At 22.6% G+C, this 20670-nt stretch carries 21 protein-coding genes, 2 tRNA genes and 1 rRNA gene; 17 read left to right on the forward strand and 7 right to left on the reverse strand.

Translation table 11 applies throughout. From position 1 onward, the window contains the following. Nucleotides 1–87: 87 nt before the first annotated feature. Complete coding sequence (locus QW117_01380) at nucleotides 88–2508, forward strand: NosD domain-containing protein (GenBank protein ID MEM3405607.1); 2421 nt, start codon at nucleotides 88–90, stop codon at nucleotides 2506–2508. A 26-nt stretch (nucleotides 2509–2534) separates the two neighbouring features. Here QW117_01380 and rrf read toward each other — a convergent pair. Then, nucleotides 2535–2648, reverse strand: a 5S ribosomal RNA gene (gene rrf / locus QW117_01385). A 55-nt stretch (nucleotides 2649–2703) separates the two neighbouring features. Between rrf and QW117_01390 the strand changes: the two genes are divergently transcribed. Next, nucleotides 2704–2778 (forward strand) — tRNA-Arg (locus QW117_01390). Here QW117_01390 and QW117_01395 read toward each other — a convergent pair. Continuing rightward, nucleotides 2779–3264 (reverse strand): hypothetical protein, encoded by a 486-nt coding sequence (locus tag QW117_01395; protein ID MEM3405608.1) that lies wholly within the window; start codon nucleotides 3262–3264, stop codon nucleotides 2779–2781. It abuts the tRNA gene before it with no gap. A gap of 98 nt (nucleotides 3265–3362) precedes the next feature. Between QW117_01395 and QW117_01400 the strand changes: the two genes are divergently transcribed. From QW117_01400 to QW117_01425, 6 genes are all read left to right on the forward strand, one after another. Then, nucleotides 3363–3434 (forward strand) — tRNA-Gly (locus QW117_01400). Nucleotides 3435–3462: 28 nt separating this feature from the next. Next, nucleotides 3463–4470, forward strand: a complete 1008-nt coding sequence (locus QW117_01405) for a hypothetical protein (protein ID MEM3405609.1) — start codon at nucleotides 3463–3465, stop codon at nucleotides 4468–4470. Next, on the forward strand, nucleotides 4467–5987 hold the full coding sequence (locus QW117_01410; protein MEM3405610.1) for a hypothetical protein: 1521 nt from the start codon (nucleotides 4467–4469) through the stop codon (nucleotides 5985–5987). The genes QW117_01405 and QW117_01410 overlap by 4 nt, the downstream gene beginning before the upstream one ends. A gap of 1 nt (nucleotide 5988) precedes the next feature. Continuing rightward, nucleotides 5989–6411, forward strand: a complete 423-nt coding sequence (locus QW117_01415; GenBank protein ID MEM3405611.1) for a hypothetical protein — start codon at nucleotides 5989–5991, stop codon at nucleotides 6409–6411. Between the two features lie 33 nt (nucleotides 6412–6444). Further along, complete coding sequence (locus QW117_01420) at nucleotides 6445–7947, forward strand: oligosaccharide flippase family protein (GenBank protein ID MEM3405612.1); 1503 nt, start codon at nucleotides 6445–6447, stop codon at nucleotides 7945–7947. A 24-nt stretch (nucleotides 7948–7971) separates the two neighbouring features. Next, nucleotides 7972–8622, forward strand: coding sequence for a class I SAM-dependent methyltransferase (locus tag QW117_01425; GenBank protein ID MEM3405613.1), 651 nt, complete (start codon nucleotides 7972–7974; stop codon nucleotides 8620–8622). Nucleotides 8623–8714: 92 nt separating this feature from the next. Here QW117_01425 and QW117_01430 read toward each other — a convergent pair whose 3' ends face one another. Then, the gene (locus QW117_01430) at nucleotides 8715–9326 is read right to left on the reverse strand and encodes a peptidoglycan bridge formation glycyltransferase FemA/FemB family protein (protein ID MEM3405614.1); all 612 of its coding nucleotides are present in this window, start codon (nucleotides 9324–9326) and stop codon (nucleotides 8715–8717) included. 52 nt (nucleotides 9327–9378) lie between these two features. Here QW117_01430 and QW117_01435 point away from each other — a divergent pair, with 52 nt between their 5' ends. The 3 genes from QW117_01435 to QW117_01445 are packed head-to-tail and all read left to right on the forward strand — an operon-like array spanning nucleotide 9379 to nucleotide 11487. Continuing rightward, a complete protein-coding gene (locus QW117_01435) occupies nucleotides 9379–10002 on the forward strand; it encodes a CDP-alcohol phosphatidyltransferase family protein (protein ID MEM3405615.1) in 624 nt (207 codons plus the stop codon). Between the two features lie 7 nt (nucleotides 10003–10009). Continuing rightward, nucleotides 10010–10723, forward strand: a complete 714-nt coding sequence (locus tag QW117_01440; protein MEM3405616.1) for a class I SAM-dependent methyltransferase — start codon at nucleotides 10010–10012, stop codon at nucleotides 10721–10723. Beyond that, nucleotides 10720–11487 (forward strand): polysaccharide deacetylase family protein, encoded by a 768-nt coding sequence (locus QW117_01445; protein MEM3405617.1) that lies wholly within the window; start codon nucleotides 10720–10722, stop codon nucleotides 11485–11487. The genes QW117_01440 and QW117_01445 overlap by 4 nt, the downstream gene beginning before the upstream one ends. Here QW117_01445 and QW117_01450 read toward each other — a convergent pair. Further along, nucleotides 11473–12501 carry a radical SAM/SPASM domain-containing protein gene (locus tag QW117_01450; GenBank protein MEM3405618.1) on the reverse strand — a complete coding sequence of 343 codons (1029 nt, stop codon included), beginning with the start codon at nucleotides 12499–12501 and terminating at the stop codon, nucleotides 11473–11475. The genes QW117_01445 and QW117_01450 overlap by 15 nt on opposite strands. 52 nt (nucleotides 12502–12553) lie before the next feature. Here QW117_01450 and QW117_01455 point away from each other — a divergent pair, with 52 nt between their 5' ends. The 6 genes from QW117_01455 (at nucleotide 12554) to QW117_01480 (ending at nucleotide 18085) form a co-directional block, all read left to right on the forward strand. After that, on the forward strand, nucleotides 12554–13669 hold the full coding sequence (locus QW117_01455; GenBank protein MEM3405619.1) for a glycosyltransferase family 4 protein: 1116 nt from the start codon (nucleotides 12554–12556) through the stop codon (nucleotides 13667–13669). Between the two features lies 1 nt (nucleotide 13670). Further along, nucleotides 13671–13829: a hypothetical protein gene (locus QW117_01460; protein ID MEM3405620.1), complete on the forward strand. Its 159-nt coding sequence runs from the start codon at nucleotides 13671–13673 to the stop codon at nucleotides 13827–13829. Continuing rightward, nucleotides 13771–14349 carry a class I SAM-dependent methyltransferase gene (locus tag QW117_01465; GenBank protein ID MEM3405621.1) on the forward strand — a complete coding sequence of 193 codons (579 nt, stop codon included), beginning with the start codon at nucleotides 13771–13773 and terminating at the stop codon, nucleotides 14347–14349. Before QW117_01460 ends, QW117_01465 begins: the two co-directional genes overlap by 59 nt. Before the next feature lie 194 nt (nucleotides 14350–14543). After that, nucleotides 14544–15425 carry a glycosyltransferase gene (locus tag QW117_01470; protein ID MEM3405622.1) on the forward strand — a complete coding sequence of 294 codons (882 nt, stop codon included), beginning with the start codon at nucleotides 14544–14546 and terminating at the stop codon, nucleotides 15423–15425. 51 nt (nucleotides 15426–15476) lie between these two features. Then, on the forward strand, nucleotides 15477–16457 hold the full coding sequence (locus QW117_01475) for a PfkB family carbohydrate kinase (protein MEM3405623.1): 981 nt from the start codon (nucleotides 15477–15479) through the stop codon (nucleotides 16455–16457). Between the two features lie 77 nt (nucleotides 16458–16534). After that, nucleotides 16535–18085 (forward strand): glycosyltransferase family 39 protein, encoded by a 1551-nt coding sequence (locus QW117_01480; GenBank protein ID MEM3405624.1) that lies wholly within the window; start codon nucleotides 16535–16537, stop codon nucleotides 18083–18085. Here the strand turns inward: QW117_01480 and QW117_01485 are convergent. Genes QW117_01485 through QW117_01495 form a run of 3 tightly spaced genes read right to left on the reverse strand, consistent with a single transcriptional unit; the run spans nucleotide 18082 to nucleotide 20631 of the window. Then, nucleotides 18082–18771, reverse strand: a complete 690-nt coding sequence (locus tag QW117_01485; protein ID MEM3405625.1) for a class I SAM-dependent methyltransferase — start codon at nucleotides 18769–18771, stop codon at nucleotides 18082–18084. The genes QW117_01480 and QW117_01485 overlap by 4 nt on opposite strands. A gap of 1 nt (nucleotide 18772) precedes the next feature. After that, entirely contained in the window at nucleotides 18773–19846 is a 1074-nt protein-coding gene (locus QW117_01490; protein ID MEM3405626.1) for a glycosyltransferase family 4 protein, read from the reverse strand. Further along, complete coding sequence (locus QW117_01495; GenBank protein MEM3405627.1) at nucleotides 19843–20631, reverse strand: glycosyltransferase; 789 nt, start codon at nucleotides 20629–20631, stop codon at nucleotides 19843–19845. Before QW117_01495 ends, QW117_01490 begins: the two co-directional genes overlap by 4 nt. Between the last annotated feature and the right edge of the window lie 39 nt (nucleotides 20632–20670).

The raw sequence follows: 20670 nt of genomic DNA on the forward strand, positions 1-20670 counted from the left end.
AAGATAATAACATTTAAAATCTTTTCATTAAAATAAAAGAATATTAAATAATAATCTTTATAAATAAAATTTCATTTTAAATTAAAGATGAATAAAAGAGGTTTGTCAACAATTGTAGCAACTTTGCTTATTGTTTTAATAGCAATTTCAGCAGTTTTAGTTGTTTGGAAAGTTATTAATAAACAAACTACCTCTACATCAAAAGAAATTGAATCTTCTTTAGATATTTTAACTTTATCTCAATCTATAAAAATAAATGAAGCAAAATATGAAGAAGAAACAAATACAACAAAAATTATAATAACAAATACGCAAAAAGATATAAATAATTTAAATTTAGTAATAACTAATGAATCGAATTCTCAATCTTTTAGTATAAACCTAACTTCAGGAATAAATATTATTACTAAAGAAATTAATTTAATCTCTCCTAAACTAGCTTTATTAGTTTATAAAAATAAAGTTTTAAATTCAAAAGAAATATTAAAAGAAAATCTTATTTCATTATCATTTAATCTTTTAATAATCTCACCTCAAAACACAACCTACAATACAAACACAATTAACTTCAACATAACAGCAGATGAAAATTTAGATACTTGCATATATACATTAAACAACTGGCAAACAAATATAAGCATGACAAAATTAAATGACACTTATTTCTATAACATAACTCAATTAGACGATGGAAGCTACACAGCAAAATTCTGGTGTAATGATACAAATGGAAATATAAATAATAAAGAACAAGTTAGTTTTAGTATTGATACAAGAATACCTATTTCATCTTGTACTACAATAACATCATCAGGAGAATACACTTTAACTGCTGATATAATTGATTCAACAGCAACAACATGTATTAACATACAAGCAAATAATGTAATATTAGATTGTCAAGGCCATACTATAGGCGGAAAAGATACTTCAAACACAAATGGAATTTACATTTATAGAAGTTCAGCTCAAAATACAAATATAAAAATAAAAAATTGTATTGTTAGTGATTGGTATTATGGAATTTATTTTTATGGAGCAGAAAGTAATATATTAGAGGGAATAATCTCTAATTCAAATTATATTTCTATATATACTTCACCAACATCACCAAATAATAAAATAATTAACTGTTCCTCTTCTTATAACAACGATGGGGTTCAAATAAGATCTCAAAATAATAAGATTATAAATTGTTCTTTTAATAATAATCAAATAGGGGTAAGACTTAGATTAGGAAGTGATTATACAGAATTATTAAATTCTTTTATTACTAATAATTCACAATATGGTATCTATCTTTATTCAGATTCAAATAATTTAATTTATAATAATTTATTCAATAACACAAACAACTTCTACTTTGATGGAATAATATATGCTAATAACTGGAACACAACAAAAACATCAGGAACAAATATAGTAAATGGACCATACTTAGGTGGTAACTTCTGGGCAAAACCAGATGGAACAGGATTTAGCGAAACTTGTTCTGATTCTGATTCAGATGGAATTTGTGATTCTGCTTATACTCTTGCTTCTAATAACATAGATTATTTGCCTTTGACTTATATAGATACTACACCACCTCAAATCTCATTTGTAGACCCAACTCCTACAAATGGAACAATAACATCAAACACAAGCATAATAGTAAATATAAGCATAATAGAAGAAAATTTAAATACATTTATCTGGAATTGGAACGGAACAAATTACAGCTTATATGATGATTCTTTAGTTTTAATGTTTAACTTTAATAATGTTTCTGCTTTAGGCGAGAATGCAACAAAAGCTGTTGATTTAAGCAAGTATGGAAATAATGGAACTATAATTAATGCTGTATGGACAACAGATGGAAAATATGGCTCTGCTATGAGTTTTGACGGAAATGGGGATTATGTTAGTGTTCCGATTAGTGTTGCAAATTCAGTTTATACTATTTCTTTGTGGGTAAAGACAACTTCTTCTGATGGAAATCAGTGGGCATATGCCGAGGGAAACTCTGCTAATTCATATCCGTTTTTAGGAGTAGGAATTAATTCAGGGAAAGTAACCTATCTTGGCAGAGGAAATTCTGGCAGTGCATTTAGCATATCTACAACAGACAACAAAAATGATGGAAATTGGCATCATATTGTTGCCATTCAAAATGCTTTTAATGACCATAAACTTTATGTAGATGGAAATTATGTTGGTAGTTCAAATACCTTAATAACATCAGGAACATTTAATGAGAAAAGAGTAGGTTCTATGCAGCAAGGAAGTAATTCTTTTTATTTTCAAGGAAATATAGATGAAGTTTATATCTACAATAGAAGCCTATCAGCAGATGAAATTAAACAGCTCTATTATTCTAATTTATATAAATATGACAAAGATAAATGGCAATTCATAACAAATCAATCAAATTTATCTGTTGGAACATACACATATCAAGGTTTTGCAAAAGATATTAAAAAAAATCTGAATAATACAGAATCAAGAGTAATAATAATTAACAAATAAAGAAATTAAAATAATAATATAAAAAGTGAAAACAGCTTTATGGCTTCGCTTCTGTTTGAAACTAAAACCATAAACGTAAGCTGCTTAACTTCTGTGTTCGGAATGGGAACAGGTGTTTCCAGCTTACTATGGCCGTTTTCTATAATAAAAGAAAATAAGTATTTTTAAACTTTATTATTGCTTTATATTATAAAAGCGCCTGTAGCTCAGTCAGGATAGAGCACAAGGTTCCTAACCTTGGTGTCGAAGGTTCAAATCCTTCCAGGCGCGTTAAAAAAATTTAAAATAAGAATAAATTAAAACAGAATAAATTATTGCTATTATTTCATTTGTTATAAAATATTTTTTTGAGATAACATAACCATTACTTAATTTAAAAGCAATATATATTAAAATTATCCATTGAAGAAAAAGAACATGAAAGTATATTAATAAAGAATTAAAGAAAGAAATAACAATCTTTTGAGTGAAAGAGATAATAATTGAAATTATTATTAAATTCAAACTGAAAAATAGAAAATTTTCTTTTTTATCTTCAAATTTTTTATTAGAGATTATCTTTTTTTTAAAAGGATTTAAGCTTTGTCTAAAAACAAAACCAAAACTTATACTAATAAACCAAGAAACATAGGGCTTAATTAAAAGAAAAAATTTTTCAAATATATTAAAATTATAAAATTCAATTAAGGTTATAATTCCCATAATTAAGAAAATAATTAATTCTATATTCAAAAAAATATCTTCTCCATCCCGCATAATACTCTCTTAAATTTTCAATTCATAAATTTTTCTAATATTGCTGTTTTTAGCAAGATTTTAAAACTATTCTATTTTAATATCTTTATGTAAAAAAAGCACCGATAGTATAGCAGTTAGTATACCAGCCTTCCAAGCTGGTGACCCGGGTGCGAATCCCGGTCGGTGCATTTTATTAATAAAATTATTATATGAAAAATGAGAAAAATAAATTATGATAGAATATATAAAATATTAATAGTAATTCCTTTAATTTTATTCTTTCTTTCACTAGTATATATGGTAAATTTTTATAAAATTAATAAAGATTTTTTTTATAAAGACATAACTCTTAAAGGAGGGACCTCTATTACCCTATATCAGAAAATTGATATTAATGATTTATCCCGTTACCTTTCTTCTAATAATATTAAAGATTTTAATATAAGAGAAATTTCAGATTTAATAACAAAAGAACAACAAGCAGTAATTATAGAAGTATCTTTAAATCCAGAAGAAATAAAACCTATAATAGAAAAATATATTAATTCTACTCTGACAAAAGAAAATTCTTCTATAGAATTTACAGGTTCTTCTATTGGAGCGGGTTTTTATAGACAAGCCTTGTTTTCAATTTTATTGGCATTATCTTTAATGGGGATGGTTGTATTCTTTATTTTTTCAAAGGGATTAAAAATAAAATTTTTCGTTTTTATTTTATCTATTTTGCCTTTATTTTTATTTTTTTTAGGAATTTCTATAAATAATCTTTTTTTTGTTTCTATTCTTTGTTTAATTATATGTTTATTTATTTATTTTAAAAAAAATGTTCCTTCTTTTTTTATAGTACTATGTGTTATCTTAGATATTTTTATGACATTAACTTTGATTAATATTTTAGGAATAAAAATTTCAACAGCAGGAATTGTTGCTTTATTAATGCTTGTTGGCTATTCTGTTGATTCCGATATATTATTAACAACAAGAGTTTTAAGATCACAAGAAGGAAATACTAATGAAAAAATATACTCTGCATTTAAAACAGGAATTTTAATGACAATAACAACTCTTTGCGCAGTAATAATCTCTTTTTTTGTTACTAAAAATTTCTCTCCTGTATTAAAACAAATTTTTACTATATTAATAATAGGACTTTTATTTGATATAATGAATACATGGTTTACTAATGCAGGTTTAATTAAACTTTATATGGAAAGAAGAAAATGAAAAGAATAAAAATAGGTATAAGAACATGGATTTTAATCTTTTTTTTAGTTTTTTCAATAATATCCATAAAACCTTCTTTTGAAAAAGGAGTTATTATAAAAAGTGTAGAAAAAGATTCTCAAGAAGAAATAAGCGGATTAAAACCGGGATTGATAATAAAAGAAATAAACGGGATCAAAATAAATAATGTAAAAGATTATTCCTTTGTTTTATCTAATATTAATTTTGAAAATTTCACAAAAATAGAAATAACAACCAAATATCAAACTTTTTATATTTTTAAAAACGAATCACTGAAAATAAATGTAGCAGATATACCAAGAAATAACTTAAAATTAGGGCTTGATTTACAAGGTGGTGCAAGAGCTTTAGTAAAACCAGAAAATATTTCATTGTCTTTACAAGAGATTAACGAATTAATTGCAATTACAAATGAAAGATTGAATGTTTATGGAATAACAGATGTTTCTATTAAACCTGTAACAGATTTAGAAGGAAATAATTATATACTTATAGAAATAGCTGGAATGTCTCAAGAAGAACTACAAGATCTTGTTGGAAAACAAGGAAAATTTGAAGCAAAAATAGAAAATGAAACAGTTTTTGTTGGTAGCAAAAAAGATATAACTTATGTTTGTAGAAATGATGCAACATGTTCTGGAATACACTCATGCCAACAATATAGTGAAGGATATATTTGCAAATTTCAATTCTCTATAACTTTAAGCGAAGAAGCAGCAAAAAGACACGCGCAAATAACTTCTAATTTGAATGCTAATATAACAGAAGGAAATGAAAGATATTTAGATAAAAAATTAGATTTATATGTTGATGATAAATTAACAGATTCTTTATTGATATCTGAAGATTTAAAAGGAAAAATAACAACACAAATTGCTGTTTCTGGTTCTGGTGTTGGAAAAACACAAGAAGAAGCAATAAAAAACGCTCGTTTGAATATGAATAAATTACAAACAATTTTAATAACAGGAAGTTTACCTTATAAATTAGAAATAGTTAAAATAGATACAATATCGCCTAAACTTTCTTCTTCATTTTTAAAATACTTATTATATACTGCTATTTTTTCTTTGTTAGGAGTTTCTTTTATTATTTTCTTGGTTTACAGAAAAATTAAAATATCTTTAGCCATCCTTTTAACTAGTTTTTCTGAAATATTTATAATTTTAGGATTTGCAGCATTTATAAAATGGAATTTAGATTTAGCAAGTATAGCAGCTATATTAACAACAATTGGAACAGGTGTAGATCAACAAATAATTATTATTGATGAAACCAGATCAAAAAAAGAAATTTCCTTTATACAAAAAATAAAAAGAGCACTATTCATTATTTTTGGAGCTTATTTTACTGTCTTGGCATCATTAATCCCATTATACTGGGTTGGCGCAGGATTATTAAGAGGTTTTGCTTTCACAACAATATTAGGAATAACTATAGGAGTGTTTATAACCAGACCAGCTTTCGCAGAAATTTTAACAAAATTAGAAAAATAAAATGTTTCCTTCAAAACATATATTATATAGTTTTATTCTTTGTTTAGTCTTTTATATAATTCTTCCTTATGGAGAAATTTTTCCTTATATTATAATATTTTTGTCTTCTGTTTTGATTGACATAGATCATTATTTTATTTATGTGTATAGAAAAAAAGATTTTTCTTTGCTTAATTCTTGGAGATGGCATATGATGTTAAATAAAAATGAAAAAGAAAGAAATAAAGAAATTCCTTTTTTACATATCTTTCATACTTTTGAATTTATCTTGCTTACATTTATTTTATCTTTTTTCTTTAAGATATTTTTATGGATTTTTTTTGGCTTAATTTTTCATTCTTTTTTAGACTTAAAAGACATGAAAAGAAGAAAACTTTATAATACCAGAGAATACCTTTTAATTAAAGCATTATTGAAGAGATAGGTATTTATATATCTCTCTTTTTTTAAAATAAATATGGAAAATGAAATCTTAAAAAAGGAAATAATAACAAATACACGTTGGAATTTTTTTTCTTCATTTTTAAGTAAATTAGGCGCTGTAATTTTTACAATATTAATAGCCAGAATATTACAACCAGAAAAATATGGAATTTATAATCTTGCTATTTCTTTATCTTTATTTTTTGTAACATTTGCAGATTTAGGAATTAACGCTGTTCTTGTTAAAACATTATCTTATTTATCTTTAAAAAATAAAAAGAAAATTAAATCTTATTTTAATTATCTTATAAGGCTAAAATTTATTTTAAGTTTGTCATTTTCTTTATTATTAATATTTTTATCTTATCCTTTATCTAATTTCGTTTTTAATAAACCAAATCTTTATTTGCCTTTATTAATAAGCGGCTTTTATGTTTTTATTTTATCTTTTGAGAATTTTTTTACATCTTTGTTTTATGTTATAAAAAAAGTGAAATATATAACAATTAAAGAAACAATATTTCAACTTGGAAGAATATTTTTAGCTTTATTTTTATTTTATTTTATTTTAGAAAAATATAGAGTAGAAGGATTGTTTTTTGGCTTAATTTTTATATCTTTATTAATTATAATTTATTCTATTTTTTATCAAAAAAAATTCTTTCCTTATATATTTGAAAAAGAAAAATATTTCTTAACAATAGAAGAAAAGAAAAAAATAAAAAATTTAATTTTAACTTTAACTATAATAAATATATCTGTAATATTTTTTTCTTATATAGATACAATTATGCTTGGAATTTTTGTTACATCAGAATATATCGGTTATTATAGAGCTGCTTTTTCTGTTATTTTTAGTTTAGTTGCTTTATTCTATTTTCATTCTTTATTTTTACCTTATTTTACTCAGCTTAAAGAAAAAAAATTAGAAAAAATAATAAATAAACTTTTATACTATTCATTTATTTTAGTTTTTCCTGTAATCTTTTTAATATTTTTATTTTCAAACTACATTATATATTTATTATTTGGCTATTCTTATTTATCATCTTCTTTAACATTAAAAATATCTGTTTTATTGATCATAGAATATTTTATAACTCAATTATTATCCTCTCTTTTTACAGCAAAAGATAAACAAAATTTGCTAATTAAACCAATCTTAATATCTACTTTTATTAATATTTTATTAAATTATATTTTAATAACAAGATTTTTAAGAATTTCTCAGCTTGCTGCAATAAATGGAGCAGCAATAGCAACAATAATAAGCAGATATTTTTATCTTTTTTTTGTGCTAAAAATAACAAAAGAAAAACTAAAAATAAATTTAAAATTTAATTTTATTAAGCAACTAATTGCAAGTTTAGTTTCAGCAATAATTTTATTCTTTATTAAATCAAAAATTGTTGATATGAATTTAATTTATGGACTTCTTTTAGTTATCCTTTATATGATAATTTATGCTTTATTTGTTTTTATTTTTAAAGTAATAAAAAAAGAAGATATTATGCTTTTATTAAATAAAAAGATATAAATATGATGAAAATAGAAAAATAAAATGAAATATAATCAATTTTATCACTCTTGTGTTCATAATTACTTAATTAATGATATAGAATATTATTTAATTAGAGCAAAAATCTCTTTTTTGAGATATTTTTCTAATATCCCTTTAAAGAATAAAAAAATATTAGAATATGGTTGTGGAATGGGTCAAAATATTTTTTTAATAAAAAATCAAGCAAAAGGATATGATATTTCAAAATTTGCTTTAAAATTTTGTAAACAGAAAGGAATTAAAATAATAAATAATAAAAAATTTATTAAAAATAATTTTTATGATATAATACTTAGTAGTCATGTTCTGGAACATTTAGAGAATCCATTAAATAATTTAAAATTCTTAAATAGAAAATTAAAAAAAGGAGGACTTTTAATACTGATAATTCCCTTAGAAAAAAATAATAAATCTTCTTTAAATCCAGATCTTAAAAATTATCATCTTTACTCCTGGACTTTTAAAACAATTAATAATCTCCTTCATAAAGCAGGTTTCAAAGTTTTAAGAAATGAAGTTTTTTATGGAACAGCATATCATAAACTCAAATTTTTAGCTAGGATAAGGTTTTTTCTTTACTTATCATTAACTACTTTAATTGGTAGGCTTTTAGGGAGTTCAGAGCTTAAAATAATCGCAGAAAAGAAATAAAATCTTATATATCTAAAAAAATTTTATTTTCAAAAAAGTCTTTAATATTTTTTAGTAAAAATTAATGCTTTTTTAAATTTAAAAATGAAAAATTATTTTCTTCTTATTTTTCTTTTCATCTTTTTATTTAACCACCAAAAGAAACCAAAATTTCTTATAAGTTTTCTTCCAATTGCTTTATAAAAAGGATAGTCATCATAATAATAAACTATTTCCCCCCACCTTTCTTTAAATTTATTTATTCCAATAAGATTTCCTCTTGGTTTTATTTGATATCCTCCTAAATCTAATTTTTTATAACCATTCTTTTTACTCCACAATATTAAATTCCAATATAATAAATTATTAGGATGAAAACTTAAATACTCTTTCAATGAAGCATTTCTTGTTAATGTTGGAATGTTATTTTTTATTTTTAGAGTAGCTCCAGCAATTATTTTATTATCTTTTTTACAAACAAATAAAATGTCCATATTTTCTTTTAAATGCTCAAATGTTTCAACTCTTATTATCTTTTCTTTCAATTCTTTTTCATAGATTTTATAAAATTCTTTCAAATCTTCTTCTTTATTAGTTTCTTCTACTATTAAATTATTTTTAATTGCCTTTTTTATCCCCCAACGCGCATCTTTATCAAGATTTTTCATTATTTCTTCTTCATTAGGTGTTAAATCAACAATTACTGTAGCATTAATATCTTTCATATAAAGTAATGGTCCAATTATATTTATAAATGTTGTTTATCCTATACTTATAATGGATATAAAAGAAAGATTTTTAAGAAAAATTACAGAAAGAATATTACCACTCTTCAAAAAACTAAATATACCTTCTGAAATCTTAACTTTATTTAGAATAATTTTTGCTATTTATGTTTCTATAATTCTCTTGTTAGGTAATCGTATTCTTTCAATTATATCTCTTACAATATACCAATTTATATTCCTATTAGACTATATAGATGGTAAATTAGCAAGATACCAAAGAAGATTTTCTTTAAGATGGGTAAAAATAGATATTTTATCTCATTATATTATTTCTTCTTTTTTTATTTTATCTATATCATTATCATATTTCATAAAAACTAAAAATTTTATTCTACTTTATAGTGGACTTTTTTGTTTTTTATTAATTCTTTCATCTTTTTTTATTGAATTAATAAATTTTAAAAAAATAAGATTAAATAATAAACAAAACAAAAATAATAGAACATCATTTCCTTTCTATTCTTTTTTTGGAATAGATAACCCATTCAATATATTTTATTTTCTTGTTTTATTAAATTTAATTTCTTTTCTTATAATTTTTTATACTATCCTGTATATATTACTTTTACTTATAAAAATTAAACGAATAACCTTTATTTCAAATTATAAATAAATTAAAAATGAAATCAAAAAAGAAGATTAAAGAAGAATTAGCAAATCAATATTTTGGAAAAGAAGCCGAAGAATATGATTATGTTAGAGAAAAAGATCCAAGAAGAAAAGCTGTAATTGAAATACAAAAAGAAATAACATCCTCTTTTTTAAAAGATACTGGGAAAAAAAATATTTTAGATGTAGCTTGTGGGACAGGTAGATTTTTTGGACTTTATACCCCTAGAGAAATTTATGGTATAGATATTTCTCCGGATATGTTAAAACAAGCGAGAAAAAAGAAAGGTGTTAAAAAAATTGTAATTGCAGATGCGGAAAAAATTCCCTTTCCAAATAATATGTTTGATGTTGTAATTACTTCTCAATTTATAATGCACACCCCTTTTTATATGAAAGTTATAAAAGAAATGGTAAGGGTGGCAAAAAAGGGAGGATCTATTATTATTGATTTTCCAAATAAATATTCTTTATCTTACCTTTCCACAAAAATAAGGTTATTAAAAGGAAAATTGAGATATTATAATCTATTTACAAAAAAACAAATACTTAAAATAGCAAAAGATAATAATCTCGAAATTAAACAAATAAGAGGAACGGTTATTTTTTCTCCAATGTTCCTACCAAAATCTTTTACTAAACTTTCAATAAAACTTAATTCATTTTTATTAAAATTATTTCCCGAATTATCTTATGTCTATTATGTTCATTTTATAAAAAAATGAAAATAATATCTTTTACAATAGATGTTGAACCGGATTTACATTCTAATACTTATAAAGGTATAACAGAAGGGATTCCAAAAATTTTAAGCTTATTAAATAAATATAAAATAAAGGCAACTTTTTTTGTTACATGCGATTGTATTGAAAAATATCCAGAAGTGTTTAAAAAATTAATAAAAGAAGGTCACGAAATTGCTTTACATGGTTATAGACATGTAAGATTTGATGAGTTAACTTATAAAGAAAAAGAAGAAAATATAAAAAAATCCATAGAATGTTTTAAAAAATATCTTAAAATAAAACCAAAAGGATTCAGAGCACCTCAGCACAGTATAGATAAAGAAACTTTATTCTTATTAAAAAAATATAAATTTGAATATGATTCAAGTATTACTCCATGGAATTTTTATCATTTATTATTCTTTTGGAAAATAAAATTAAAACTCGTGCATAATTTTAGGAAAATGAAACCTCATTTTTGGGGAGGATTAAAAGAAATACCTATAAGTTCTTTTATAATGCCCTTTTCTTCAGTGACTTTAAGAATATTGCCAAAATACCTATTAATGATTTATTTATTTTTTATATCTATTTATAAAAAACCTATATTTATGATACATTCATGGGATCTAATTAACATTCCTAATTCAAAAATTTATAAATTATCCAAAAAAGAAAAGTTTATATCTCAATTAGAAATTTTATTATTATTTTTCTCAAAAAAAAGAAAATTTGTTACATTAAATAATTTACCACCAATCTAGACTTGAATCAAATGAGTTATCGCAATTATTACAAAGAGGTATACTAAAATCATTTTTGAGATGTTTATTTCTTATTATTTTTATTTTCTTTTCAATTTCTCTATAATTATCTTTAAGTAAATTCCCAAATTTAACTTTTGATTCGTAGTCTCTACAACATATTATAACATTACCCTCAACATCTACAGTAATATTTTTCCATAAAGCTATACAGGGCCATCTTTTGTTTTTGAAAGAAGGTTTTATGATAATTCTTTTATTTTTCAATTGGCCGGCCCAGTCAGATGCTGTATATGCCATTACCGAATCAACTTTATCTTCCCAAAAATCTATAACTTTATTAATTTCTTTTTTATTTTCTTTTAATATCATTAAAGAAATATTTGTTAAAGGATAAATCTTTTTTAATTCTTTTTTTCTTTTAAGAAAATTTAAAATATTTTTTTTAGTTCTTTCATATTCTAATCCCATAATTTTCTTATATGTTTTTTCTGTACCGTTTATACTAAAATTTATTTTGTGTAATCTTAATTTAAGTAATCTTTCAGTCACTTCTGAATTTAAAAGAGAAGCGTTAGTATATATATCAATATCAATGCTAGGATAATTTTCATTTATCCACTTTACTTTTTTGTCCAATTCTTTATCTATTAACGGTTCTCCGAACCCTGTTAATGTTATTAAATTTATTTTTGAATAAGGTAAAACATTTTTACAAATTTTTACAAATTGTTCTTGCTTCATAATTTTTTGTTTTCTTTTCATATAAATATGAGGACACATAATACATCTTGCATTACAAATATTAGTATTTTCTATCTGGAGAATAGAGGGATTTAATTTTTTTCCCTTATTTTTTATTAACGAATTATAAAATAAATTATAAAAAGAAGAATTAACTGTAAAAGAAAGAGGAGTTTTTGCTAGTAAAAATTTGATTAACATCCTCCTTAAGTGACCTTTACCAAGATTTCTATAGTATTTTGCTTCTTTTACAAGATAAGATAAATACATAAAAATTATATGCTCTAAATATTTTTAAAGATATCTTTTCTTATCTAATAAAATGACAAAAAAGATATTAGAATTATGTGAATTTTCTTCTGGAATATGTGGAGTATGGACAAGAGTAAAACAAGAATCTTTAGAGCTTGTTAAAAGAGGATATGATGTTTATGTTTTTTCTTCTAATATAGAAAAAGGAACAAATAAAATAGTTTCTTCTTATGAAGAAGTAGAAGGAATAAAAATATATAGATTTCCTATAAAATTTAGAATAGGAGAAAATGCTTTATTTTGGGATTTTTTAAAAAAAGGAATAGAGATTTCTCCAGATATAATAATAGCTCACGTATATAGACACCCTCATACAAACCAAGCTTTAAAACTTGCTAAAATATTAAAAAAAAGAAAAAATTGTAAAATATTTTTAGTAACTCATGCACCATTCGTTTCTCAAGAAATAAGAGGGCTAAAATTAACATTATTAACAAAAATTTATGATTTTTTTTATTCTAAAAACTTGAATAAATTCGATAGAGTAATAACAATAACAAAATGGGAAATTCCACATCTATTAAAATTAGGAACAAAAAAAGAAAAAATTGTTTATATTCCAAATGGCATACCAAATGAATTTTTTAAAACAAAACCTAATAAATATAAATTTAAGAACATAATTTTTTTAGGAAGAATAGCACCTATAAAAAATCTCGAAACTTTATTTAAAGCATTTGAAATTGTTTATAATAAAAATAAAAAAATAAAATTAGAAATAATCGGCCCTATAGAAGAAGGCTATAACATTAAAGACAATTTCAAATCAATAAAATTTTTACCTCCAATTTATGATTTAAATCAAAAAATTAAAAAATTAAATTTTTCTGATATTTTTGTATTGCCAAGCATTAGAGAAGCAATGCCACAAGCATTAATTGAAGCAATGTCTTTGGGAAAAATTGTAATTTCTTCTAAAACAGATGGTGGAAAAGAAATAATTGAAGATGGAAAAAATGGATTTTTATTTAATATAAGTAATGAAAAAGAACTTTCAGAAAAAATTTTATTTTGTTTAGATAAAAAAAATTCAAAAATAATAGAAAAAATAAGAAAAAATGCAAGAAAAAAAGCATACGAATTTAATTTAGATAATTTAATTAATAAATTAATAAGTTTATTTTAAAATGGAAGGATTTGAAGGAGATGAAGATTGGGAATTAAAAGAACTCCCAAATATAAACACTCTTTTTAAAGGATGGTTTAAAGAAGGAAAAGGAAAACTACTTGAAGCGGGGTTGTGGCGTAGGAAATTATGTAATTATTTTTTCAAAATATGGTTATAAAGTTACAGGAATTGAAATTTCAAAATCAAGATTAGATATAGCAAGAAAAAATTGTAGAAAATATAAAGTAAAAGCAAAATTAATTCTCGGAGATATTAAAAAAATGCCTTTTAAAAATGAAAGTTTTGATATTGTTTTTTGCCATGGTGTTGTTGAGCATTTTCCAGATTCAGAAAAAGGAGTAAGAGAATTATATAGAGTTTTAAAGAAAAATGGGAAAGCAATGATTTCCGTTCCTAATAAGATAACTTTTTTCGAAATTAACAAATATTTACAAATTTTATTAGGGAAGATACTTCATAAAAAAATATGGAGAGCTGGATATGAAAGAAGTTTTACTAAAAATCAATTTGAAAAAATTCTTATAAAAGAAGGATTTAAGATTAAAGATTTTTATAAAGTAGAAGTAGGAAAAGGAAGAAAATATCCTTTTGTAGGAATAATATTAAGAATTTTAGATAAACCTCTTTTATTATTTGATCAAGGAGGGCATTTTATGATTTGGCTTTGTGAAAAATAATTATTCAGATGCATGATTAATTTTAATATCTTTAAAACCAATCCCAGTTTCTTCTACAATTTTATTTTTTATAGAAATTCTTTGTTTGTCTAATTCTCTAATTGTTATTGCTCTATCTACAATTTTAGATGAAAATATTTCTATAATTTTTTAAAACTACTAAAGTTTAAATATTTTATTTATTTTATAAAATTATGATAAGTATAATTATAACTTCATTTAAAGAACCAAAAACAATAGGAAAAGCTATAGAATCTTTTATCAATCAAAAAATAAAAGAAAAATATGAATTAATTGTTTGCGCTCCTGATGAGGAAACATTAAATGTTGCAAGAAAATATTCTAAAAAAAATAAAAAGATAAAAATTTTTCAAGATCCTGGAAAAGGAAAGAGTTATGCTTTAAATTTGTTATTGCCAAAAATTAAAGGAAGAATAATAATTTTAAGTGACGGAGATGTTTATGTTTCTAGAAATTCTATTAATGAGATTTTAGAAAAATTTGAAGATGATAAAATTGGGTGTGTAACAGGAAGACCAATATCTATTAATTCTAAAAATGATTTATTTGGTTATTGGTCTCATGTTTTATTTGATGCTGCTCATAAATTAAGATTAAAAAATTATAAACAAGGAAAATTTATAGAATGTTCTGGTTATTTATGGGCATTTAGAAATGGAATTATTAAAGATTTTCCTATTAATGTTAGTGAAGATTCAATTGTGCCAATATTATTTTGGAAAAAGGGATATAAAATTGCTTATGCTGAAAAAGCAGAGGTTTATGTAAAAAACCCAAATAATTTACATGATTTTATTGAACAGAAAAAAAGAAATATTAAAGGACATGAATCTTTATCTTTACATGTAAAAAATCCACCAAGAATGAAAACCTTTTTTTCAGAAATAAAAAATTCTTATTTTTTATTATTTTATCCAAAAAATTTTAAAGAATTTCTCTTTACTTTAATATTATTTCCTTTAAGATTATATATTTGGTTATTAACTTTCTATCATATAAAAATAAAAAAACAACCTTATAAAGATGGATGGAAAAGAATAGAGAGTACAAAATAATATATAATAATATGAATAAATCTTTTTAAATAATTCTTTTTTTACTTCTTAATGAAAAATTTAATAGAAAAAATAAAAAATTTTAAATCAAAAAAGATATTAGTAATAGGAGATTTAATTTTAGATGAATATATAGAAGGGTATTCAGAAAGATTATCTCCAGAAGCACCAGTTCCGGTAATTAATTTTCAAAAACAAGTTTATTGTTTAGGAGGAGCTGGAAATACTTCTTTGAATATAAAAAAATTAAATTCAGAACCAATTCTAATCGGGGTGTTGGGAAATGATAAAGAAAGCAAAATTTTTAAGAATTTATTAGAAAATAATGAAATAAAATATAATTATATCCTAACTTCAAAAAATAATAGGACTATAAATAAAGAAAGGATTATTTCTAATAATCAACAAATATGTAGAATAGACAAAAATGATAAAATAATTTTGTCAAAAAAAGAAGAAAAATATTTGATTAATTCATTTTATGATAATTTAGATTCAGATGTCATTGTTATTTCTGATTATGGAAAAGGAACTGTGACAAAATATTTACTAAAAGTAATAATTGAGGAAGGTAATAAAACAAAAAAAACAATAATAATAGATCCTAAACCAAAAAATACTTTATATTATAAAAATGCTTCCTTTATAACTCCAAATTATAAAGAAGCACAAGAGATGTTGAAATTGAATTTTCAATTTAATTTGCAAAATGCCGAGATATTAGCAGAAAAATTATATAGATTTCTTAATTCTAATGTTTTATTAACTCTTTCAGAAAATGGAATTTATTATTATTCTAAAAAATTAAAAAAACATTTTCCTACACACAAAAGAGAAGTTAGAGACGTTTCTGGTGCAGGAGATGTAGTTGTGGCATCTTTAGCTGTTGGTATTGCAAATAAATTAAAGATAAAAGATTCAATTTTTTTGGCAAATCATGCAGCAGGAGTTAAAGTTCAAAAATATGGAGTACAACCAGTTTCTTTAGAAGAAGTAATTTATGATATAAAACTTTATAATAATATAAAATAATTTTTCTTTACCCTTAGAAATTTATTTGCAATTAATAAAATAAAAAAGAATAAAAACTATATTTTCTTTTCTTTTTTATGAAAGAAGAAATTAAAGAAGAAAAAGAAGATAAAGCAGAAAATAAGGAAAAAAAATTAAAAAAAGAAAAAATAAAGGTTTGGTTAAAAGATCCTTATAACCTTGCATTTTTAATAATTCTTTTATTTGCTTTTTCCTTGCGTTTATATTATTTCTTTCTAACAAGAAATCAGCCTTTATGGTGGGATGAGGCAGAATATATGTTAAAAGCTAAAAATATAGCATTTAATACTCCAGATACTGGATGGTGGTATGGAAGACCTATATTATTTCCATTAATTTCTGCCTTTTTTTTTAAATTAGGATTTAATGAAGTTGGAATTAGATTTTTATTTGTTCTAATATCTACTCTAAATGTTTTTTTTATTTATACCATAGGAAAAATTTTATTTAATAAAAGAGTAGGTTTAATCTCATCATTATTAATATCTTTTTCTTATATAGACTTATTTTATACTAACAGATTATTAGTCAATCTTCCAGAAATCTTTTTTTCACTTTTTGTTTACTTTCTATTTTTAGAAACAGAATTTTATAACAAATCTAAAAAATTAATATATTTTATATTTCCTTTAATTATTATTGGAACATTAATTAGGTTTACAATTGGTCTTATTGTAATAATCTTATTCTTTTATTTCATATTTACTAATCATTTTAAATTTTTTAAAATTCGTGAATGGTATATCTCTATCTTTCTTGGGATTCTTTTATTTTTACCATATGCTATTTATTCTTATATTAAATATAATAATCCGTTTTATGTAATAATATCTGTATTAATTGGTAGTACTAAAGATAGAGCAATAGGAGATACTCCAATAAAGGTATTTATAGATTATATAAAATATCTACCTAATTATACTAACATTTTATTATTCATTTTTTTCTTAATAGGATTTTTTCTTTTGTTATTGGAGATTATTTTAGGATTTGATAAAATAAAAGAAAGTAAAAAACTTAAAAAATATCTTTGGCTTTTTTTAGCCTTTATTATTCCATTAATTTATTTTGGTTTTTTTGTTAATCATTTTGAAGATAGATATTTAGCTATTGCTTTACCTTGTATTTTTATCTTAACTTCAAAAGGAATAGAAAATACATATTCTTTTATAAAAAAATATCTAGGAAAATTTTTTTCTATATTAATTATTTTAGCAATTTTATTATTTGGAATATACCAAATGTATAATCATTCAAATGAGATAATAAGAATAAAATTAAATTCATATCAAGACTTAAAATTTGCTGGTTTGTGGATAAAAGAAAACTCCAATCCTGATGATATTATAATTTCTACAGCTATTCCTCAAATAACTTATTATAGTGAAAGAGCAACTTATAACTTTCCAGAAAATGAAAGCAAATTTTTATCATTTCTAGAAGAGAAAAAACCAAAGTATATGATTTTATCAATTTGGGAAAAATCCCCTCCTTGGGCTTATGTTTGGCCAGAAAATAATTCTGATAAAGTTAGGATAATACAAGTTTATTTTTTAGATAAAGAAAAAAAACAAGTTTCAACTATAATTTATGAAATTATTTACTAAAATTTTTGGTATGCTTGATAAATTTCAGTAAATGCATTTTCATTAAAAGTAGGTATCTTAAAAATAAATCTTCTTTTAAAAATTTTAATAAATAAGCCATTGATAGAGAAAGGATCTAAACCACCTTTCAAAATAAGTTTTATATCTTTAATATTATTTTTTGTTTTTTGAAATAATTTATTGTGAGTATAATTTTCTTCATAACCATGTTTCCAATTCTTCCCATGAAAAAATCTAAATAATTGCCATAAACTGTATCTGCCGGGTACAAAATTTAATATTATTCCATCTTTTTTAGTTACCCTAATCATTTCTTTTATTATTCCTTCTGGTTTATGAAAATGTTCTAATAATCCTGCTGAAAAAACAATATCAAAACTTTCATTTTTAAAAGGTAAGTTAAATGCATTACCAACAAAAGAATTTTTTAAATCCTTTTTAATTTTATTAATCACAACTTTACTTTTATCTAAACAATATACATCAAATTTTTCTTTTAATAAAAGTCTACTATTTGAAGCAAATCCGCATCCCACTTCCAAAATTTTTATTCTTCTTTTATTTTTTTTATTAATTAAATTAATTAACTTCATTAAAACTTTATGTCTTTCTTCTATTAACCAATTCTCTGCTTCAGAAGGTTTTTCGTATTCTTTCCAAAATTTATTCCATGTTTGTTTCTTCATTTTATATTTTTTTCATTATTTCTAAAAATTTATTTGCAGATTTTTTCCAAGAAAAATTTTTTGCCCATTTTATTGCATTTTTTTCTAATTTTTTTCTTAATTTTTTATTTTCTATTAATAGTTTAATTTTTCCTGCAAGTTCTTTATAATTTCCATATTCAAATAATAAGCCTGTTTTATTATTTATTATGGAATCTTTAATTCCATTAACATTACTTCCTATTACTACTGTTCCACAAGCATTTGCTTCTATATTAGTTATACTCCATCCTTCAATCATACTTGGATTTATAACAATCCATGCTTTTTGTAATCTTTTTATTTTTTCTTCTTCATCTATAAATCCTTTAAAAATAACATTTTTTAATTTTAATTCTCTTGTTATTTTTTTTAATCTTTTTTCATCATCTCCACTTCCTAATATATATGTAGTTAAATTTTCTTTTTTTAATAAACTTAAAGCTTTTAATAAAATATCAACACTTTTATATTTTTTTAGTCTACCTATAAAAACTATTTCGGGATTTTTTGCTTTTTTCCCAGGAATATACTTATTTAGGTTTACCCCGTTGTATATAATTTCAGCTTCTTTTTTGAATAATTTTTTTATTTCTTCATTGCTACTATAAGATACAGTAATTATTCTTACATTTTTATATACTAATGGCATCAATTTCATTTCTAAAAAATATCCTATTAAAGATAAAGGAAATTTTTTTTCTTTTTTCCAAACATCTTTATGTATATGGTGAATAATTAATATTTTCTTTTTTTTAGCAAAAAGAGGAGTAAAAAAAGGAATTCCATTTTCAGCATCTATTATAATATCAAAATTTTTTCTTATTTTTAAATACATTAATGGTGCAAGAAAATATAAACTAAAAGAATTTCCAATTCTTATAAATTCAATTCCATCAATAATTTCTCTTTTTTTACAATTTTTAAAACCTCCACAAATCCAACTAACTTTATGTCCTTTTTTTGTCCATATTTTTGCTTGCTCATTTAAATAAAGTTCTGCTCCCCCAGCTTGTGGGTTTTTTAAATCCCTCCAATTAAAAATTAAAATTCTCATTTTAATTTTCTATATATAAATCCTCCAATAGGTTTTAATATTTTATAAAATATTTTTGCTTTTGAATTTAAAATTCTTAATTGAATAATTGCAAAAAACATTTGTAAGCTAGCTTTTTTTAAATTTATCTTGCTATATTTTTTATCTGCCCAAATTGTAAAATGCTCTTTAATTTTAAATCCTGATTTTTGTATTTTATACAACAAGTCAACGTCAAAAGCCCATTCGGTTATTCCAATTTGTGGTAAAATTTTTTCTATAACTTTTCTTTTAAATATTTTTGCTCCACACTGAGTATCTTTATAAGGCAATAAAAACAAAAATCTTACTAAAAAATTAAAAATTCTTGAAACGATTATTCTTTGTATAGATTGTTTTGGTTTAACAATCGATCCTTTAACATATCTACTAGCAATAATTCCATCATAATCGTTGATATTTTTTAATAACTTATAATATTCTTCTGCAGATGTTGAAGCATCCGCATCCACAAAACCTATAAAAAAATTTTTTTTATCTTTCAAAGCTTCTTTAAATCCTTCAATAATCGCAAAACCTTTACCGCCTTGTTTAAAATTTAAGTATTTTAATTCTTTATATTGTTTTTGATAATTTTTAACTATATCTTCTGTTCTGTCAGTTGTGTTATTTATTACAACAATAATTTCAAAATCAATTTCTTTATTTTTTTTCTTTTCCTGAAAAAAAGAACAATATTCTTTTAATGTTTTACTTATTCTTTTTTCTTCATTATATGCAGGAATTATTATACTCAACTTTTTCATTTTTTTACTACTATTATTCTTTATTATCTAATTTAAATA

Source organism: Candidatus Pacearchaeota archaeon, from assembly GCA_038874355.1.
Classification (GTDB): Archaea; Nanobdellota; Nanobdellia; order Pacearchaeales; family GW2011-AR1; genus JAVZCO01.

Coding starts and splice junctions, on each gene's coding strand:
- QW117_01380 (MEM3405607.1), top strand. CDS start 88: ATGAATAAAAGAGGTTTGTCAACAATTGTAGCAACTTTGCTTATTGTT.
- QW117_01395 (MEM3405608.1), bottom strand. CDS start 3,264: ATGCGGGATGGAGAAGATATTTTTTTGAATATAGAATTAATTATTTTC.
- QW117_01405 (MEM3405609.1), top strand. CDS start 3,463: ATGAGAAAAATAAATTATGATAGAATATATAAAATATTAATAGTAATT.
- QW117_01410 (MEM3405610.1), top strand. CDS start 4,467: ATGAAAAGAATAAAAATAGGTATAAGAACATGGATTTTAATCTTTTTT.
- QW117_01415 (MEM3405611.1), top strand. CDS start 5,989: ATGTTTCCTTCAAAACATATATTATATAGTTTTATTCTTTGTTTAGTC.
- QW117_01420 (MEM3405612.1), top strand. CDS start 6,445: ATGGAAAATGAAATCTTAAAAAAGGAAATAATAACAAATACACGTTGG.
- QW117_01425 (MEM3405613.1), top strand. CDS start 7,972: ATGAAATATAATCAATTTTATCACTCTTGTGTTCATAATTACTTAATT.
- QW117_01430 (MEM3405614.1), bottom strand. CDS start 9,326: ATGAAAGATATTAATGCTACAGTAATTGTTGATTTAACACCTAATGAA.
- QW117_01435 (MEM3405615.1), top strand. CDS start 9,379: ATGGATATAAAAGAAAGATTTTTAAGAAAAATTACAGAAAGAATATTA.
- QW117_01440 (MEM3405616.1), top strand. CDS start 10,010: ATGAAATCAAAAAAGAAGATTAAAGAAGAATTAGCAAATCAATATTTT.
- QW117_01445 (MEM3405617.1), top strand. CDS start 10,720: ATGAAAATAATATCTTTTACAATAGATGTTGAACCGGATTTACATTCT.
- QW117_01450 (MEM3405618.1), bottom strand. CDS start 12,501: ATGTATTTATCTTATCTTGTAAAAGAAGCAAAATACTATAGAAATCTT.
- QW117_01455 (MEM3405619.1), top strand. CDS start 12,554: ATGACAAAAAAGATATTAGAATTATGTGAATTTTCTTCTGGAATATGT.
- QW117_01460 (MEM3405620.1), top strand. CDS start 13,671: ATGGAAGGATTTGAAGGAGATGAAGATTGGGAATTAAAAGAACTCCCA.
- QW117_01470 (MEM3405622.1), top strand. CDS start 14,544: ATGATAAGTATAATTATAACTTCATTTAAAGAACCAAAAACAATAGGA.
- QW117_01475 (MEM3405623.1), top strand. CDS start 15,477: ATGAAAAATTTAATAGAAAAAATAAAAAATTTTAAATCAAAAAAGATA.
- QW117_01480 (MEM3405624.1), top strand. CDS start 16,535: ATGAAAGAAGAAATTAAAGAAGAAAAAGAAGATAAAGCAGAAAATAAG.
- QW117_01485 (MEM3405625.1), bottom strand. CDS start 18,771: ATGAAGAAACAAACATGGAATAAATTTTGGAAAGAATACGAAAAACCT.
- QW117_01490 (MEM3405626.1), bottom strand. CDS start 19,846: ATGAGAATTTTAATTTTTAATTGGAGGGATTTAAAAAACCCACAAGCT.
- QW117_01495 (MEM3405627.1), bottom strand. CDS start 20,631: ATGAAAAAGTTGAGTATAATAATTCCTGCATATAATGAAGAAAAAAGA.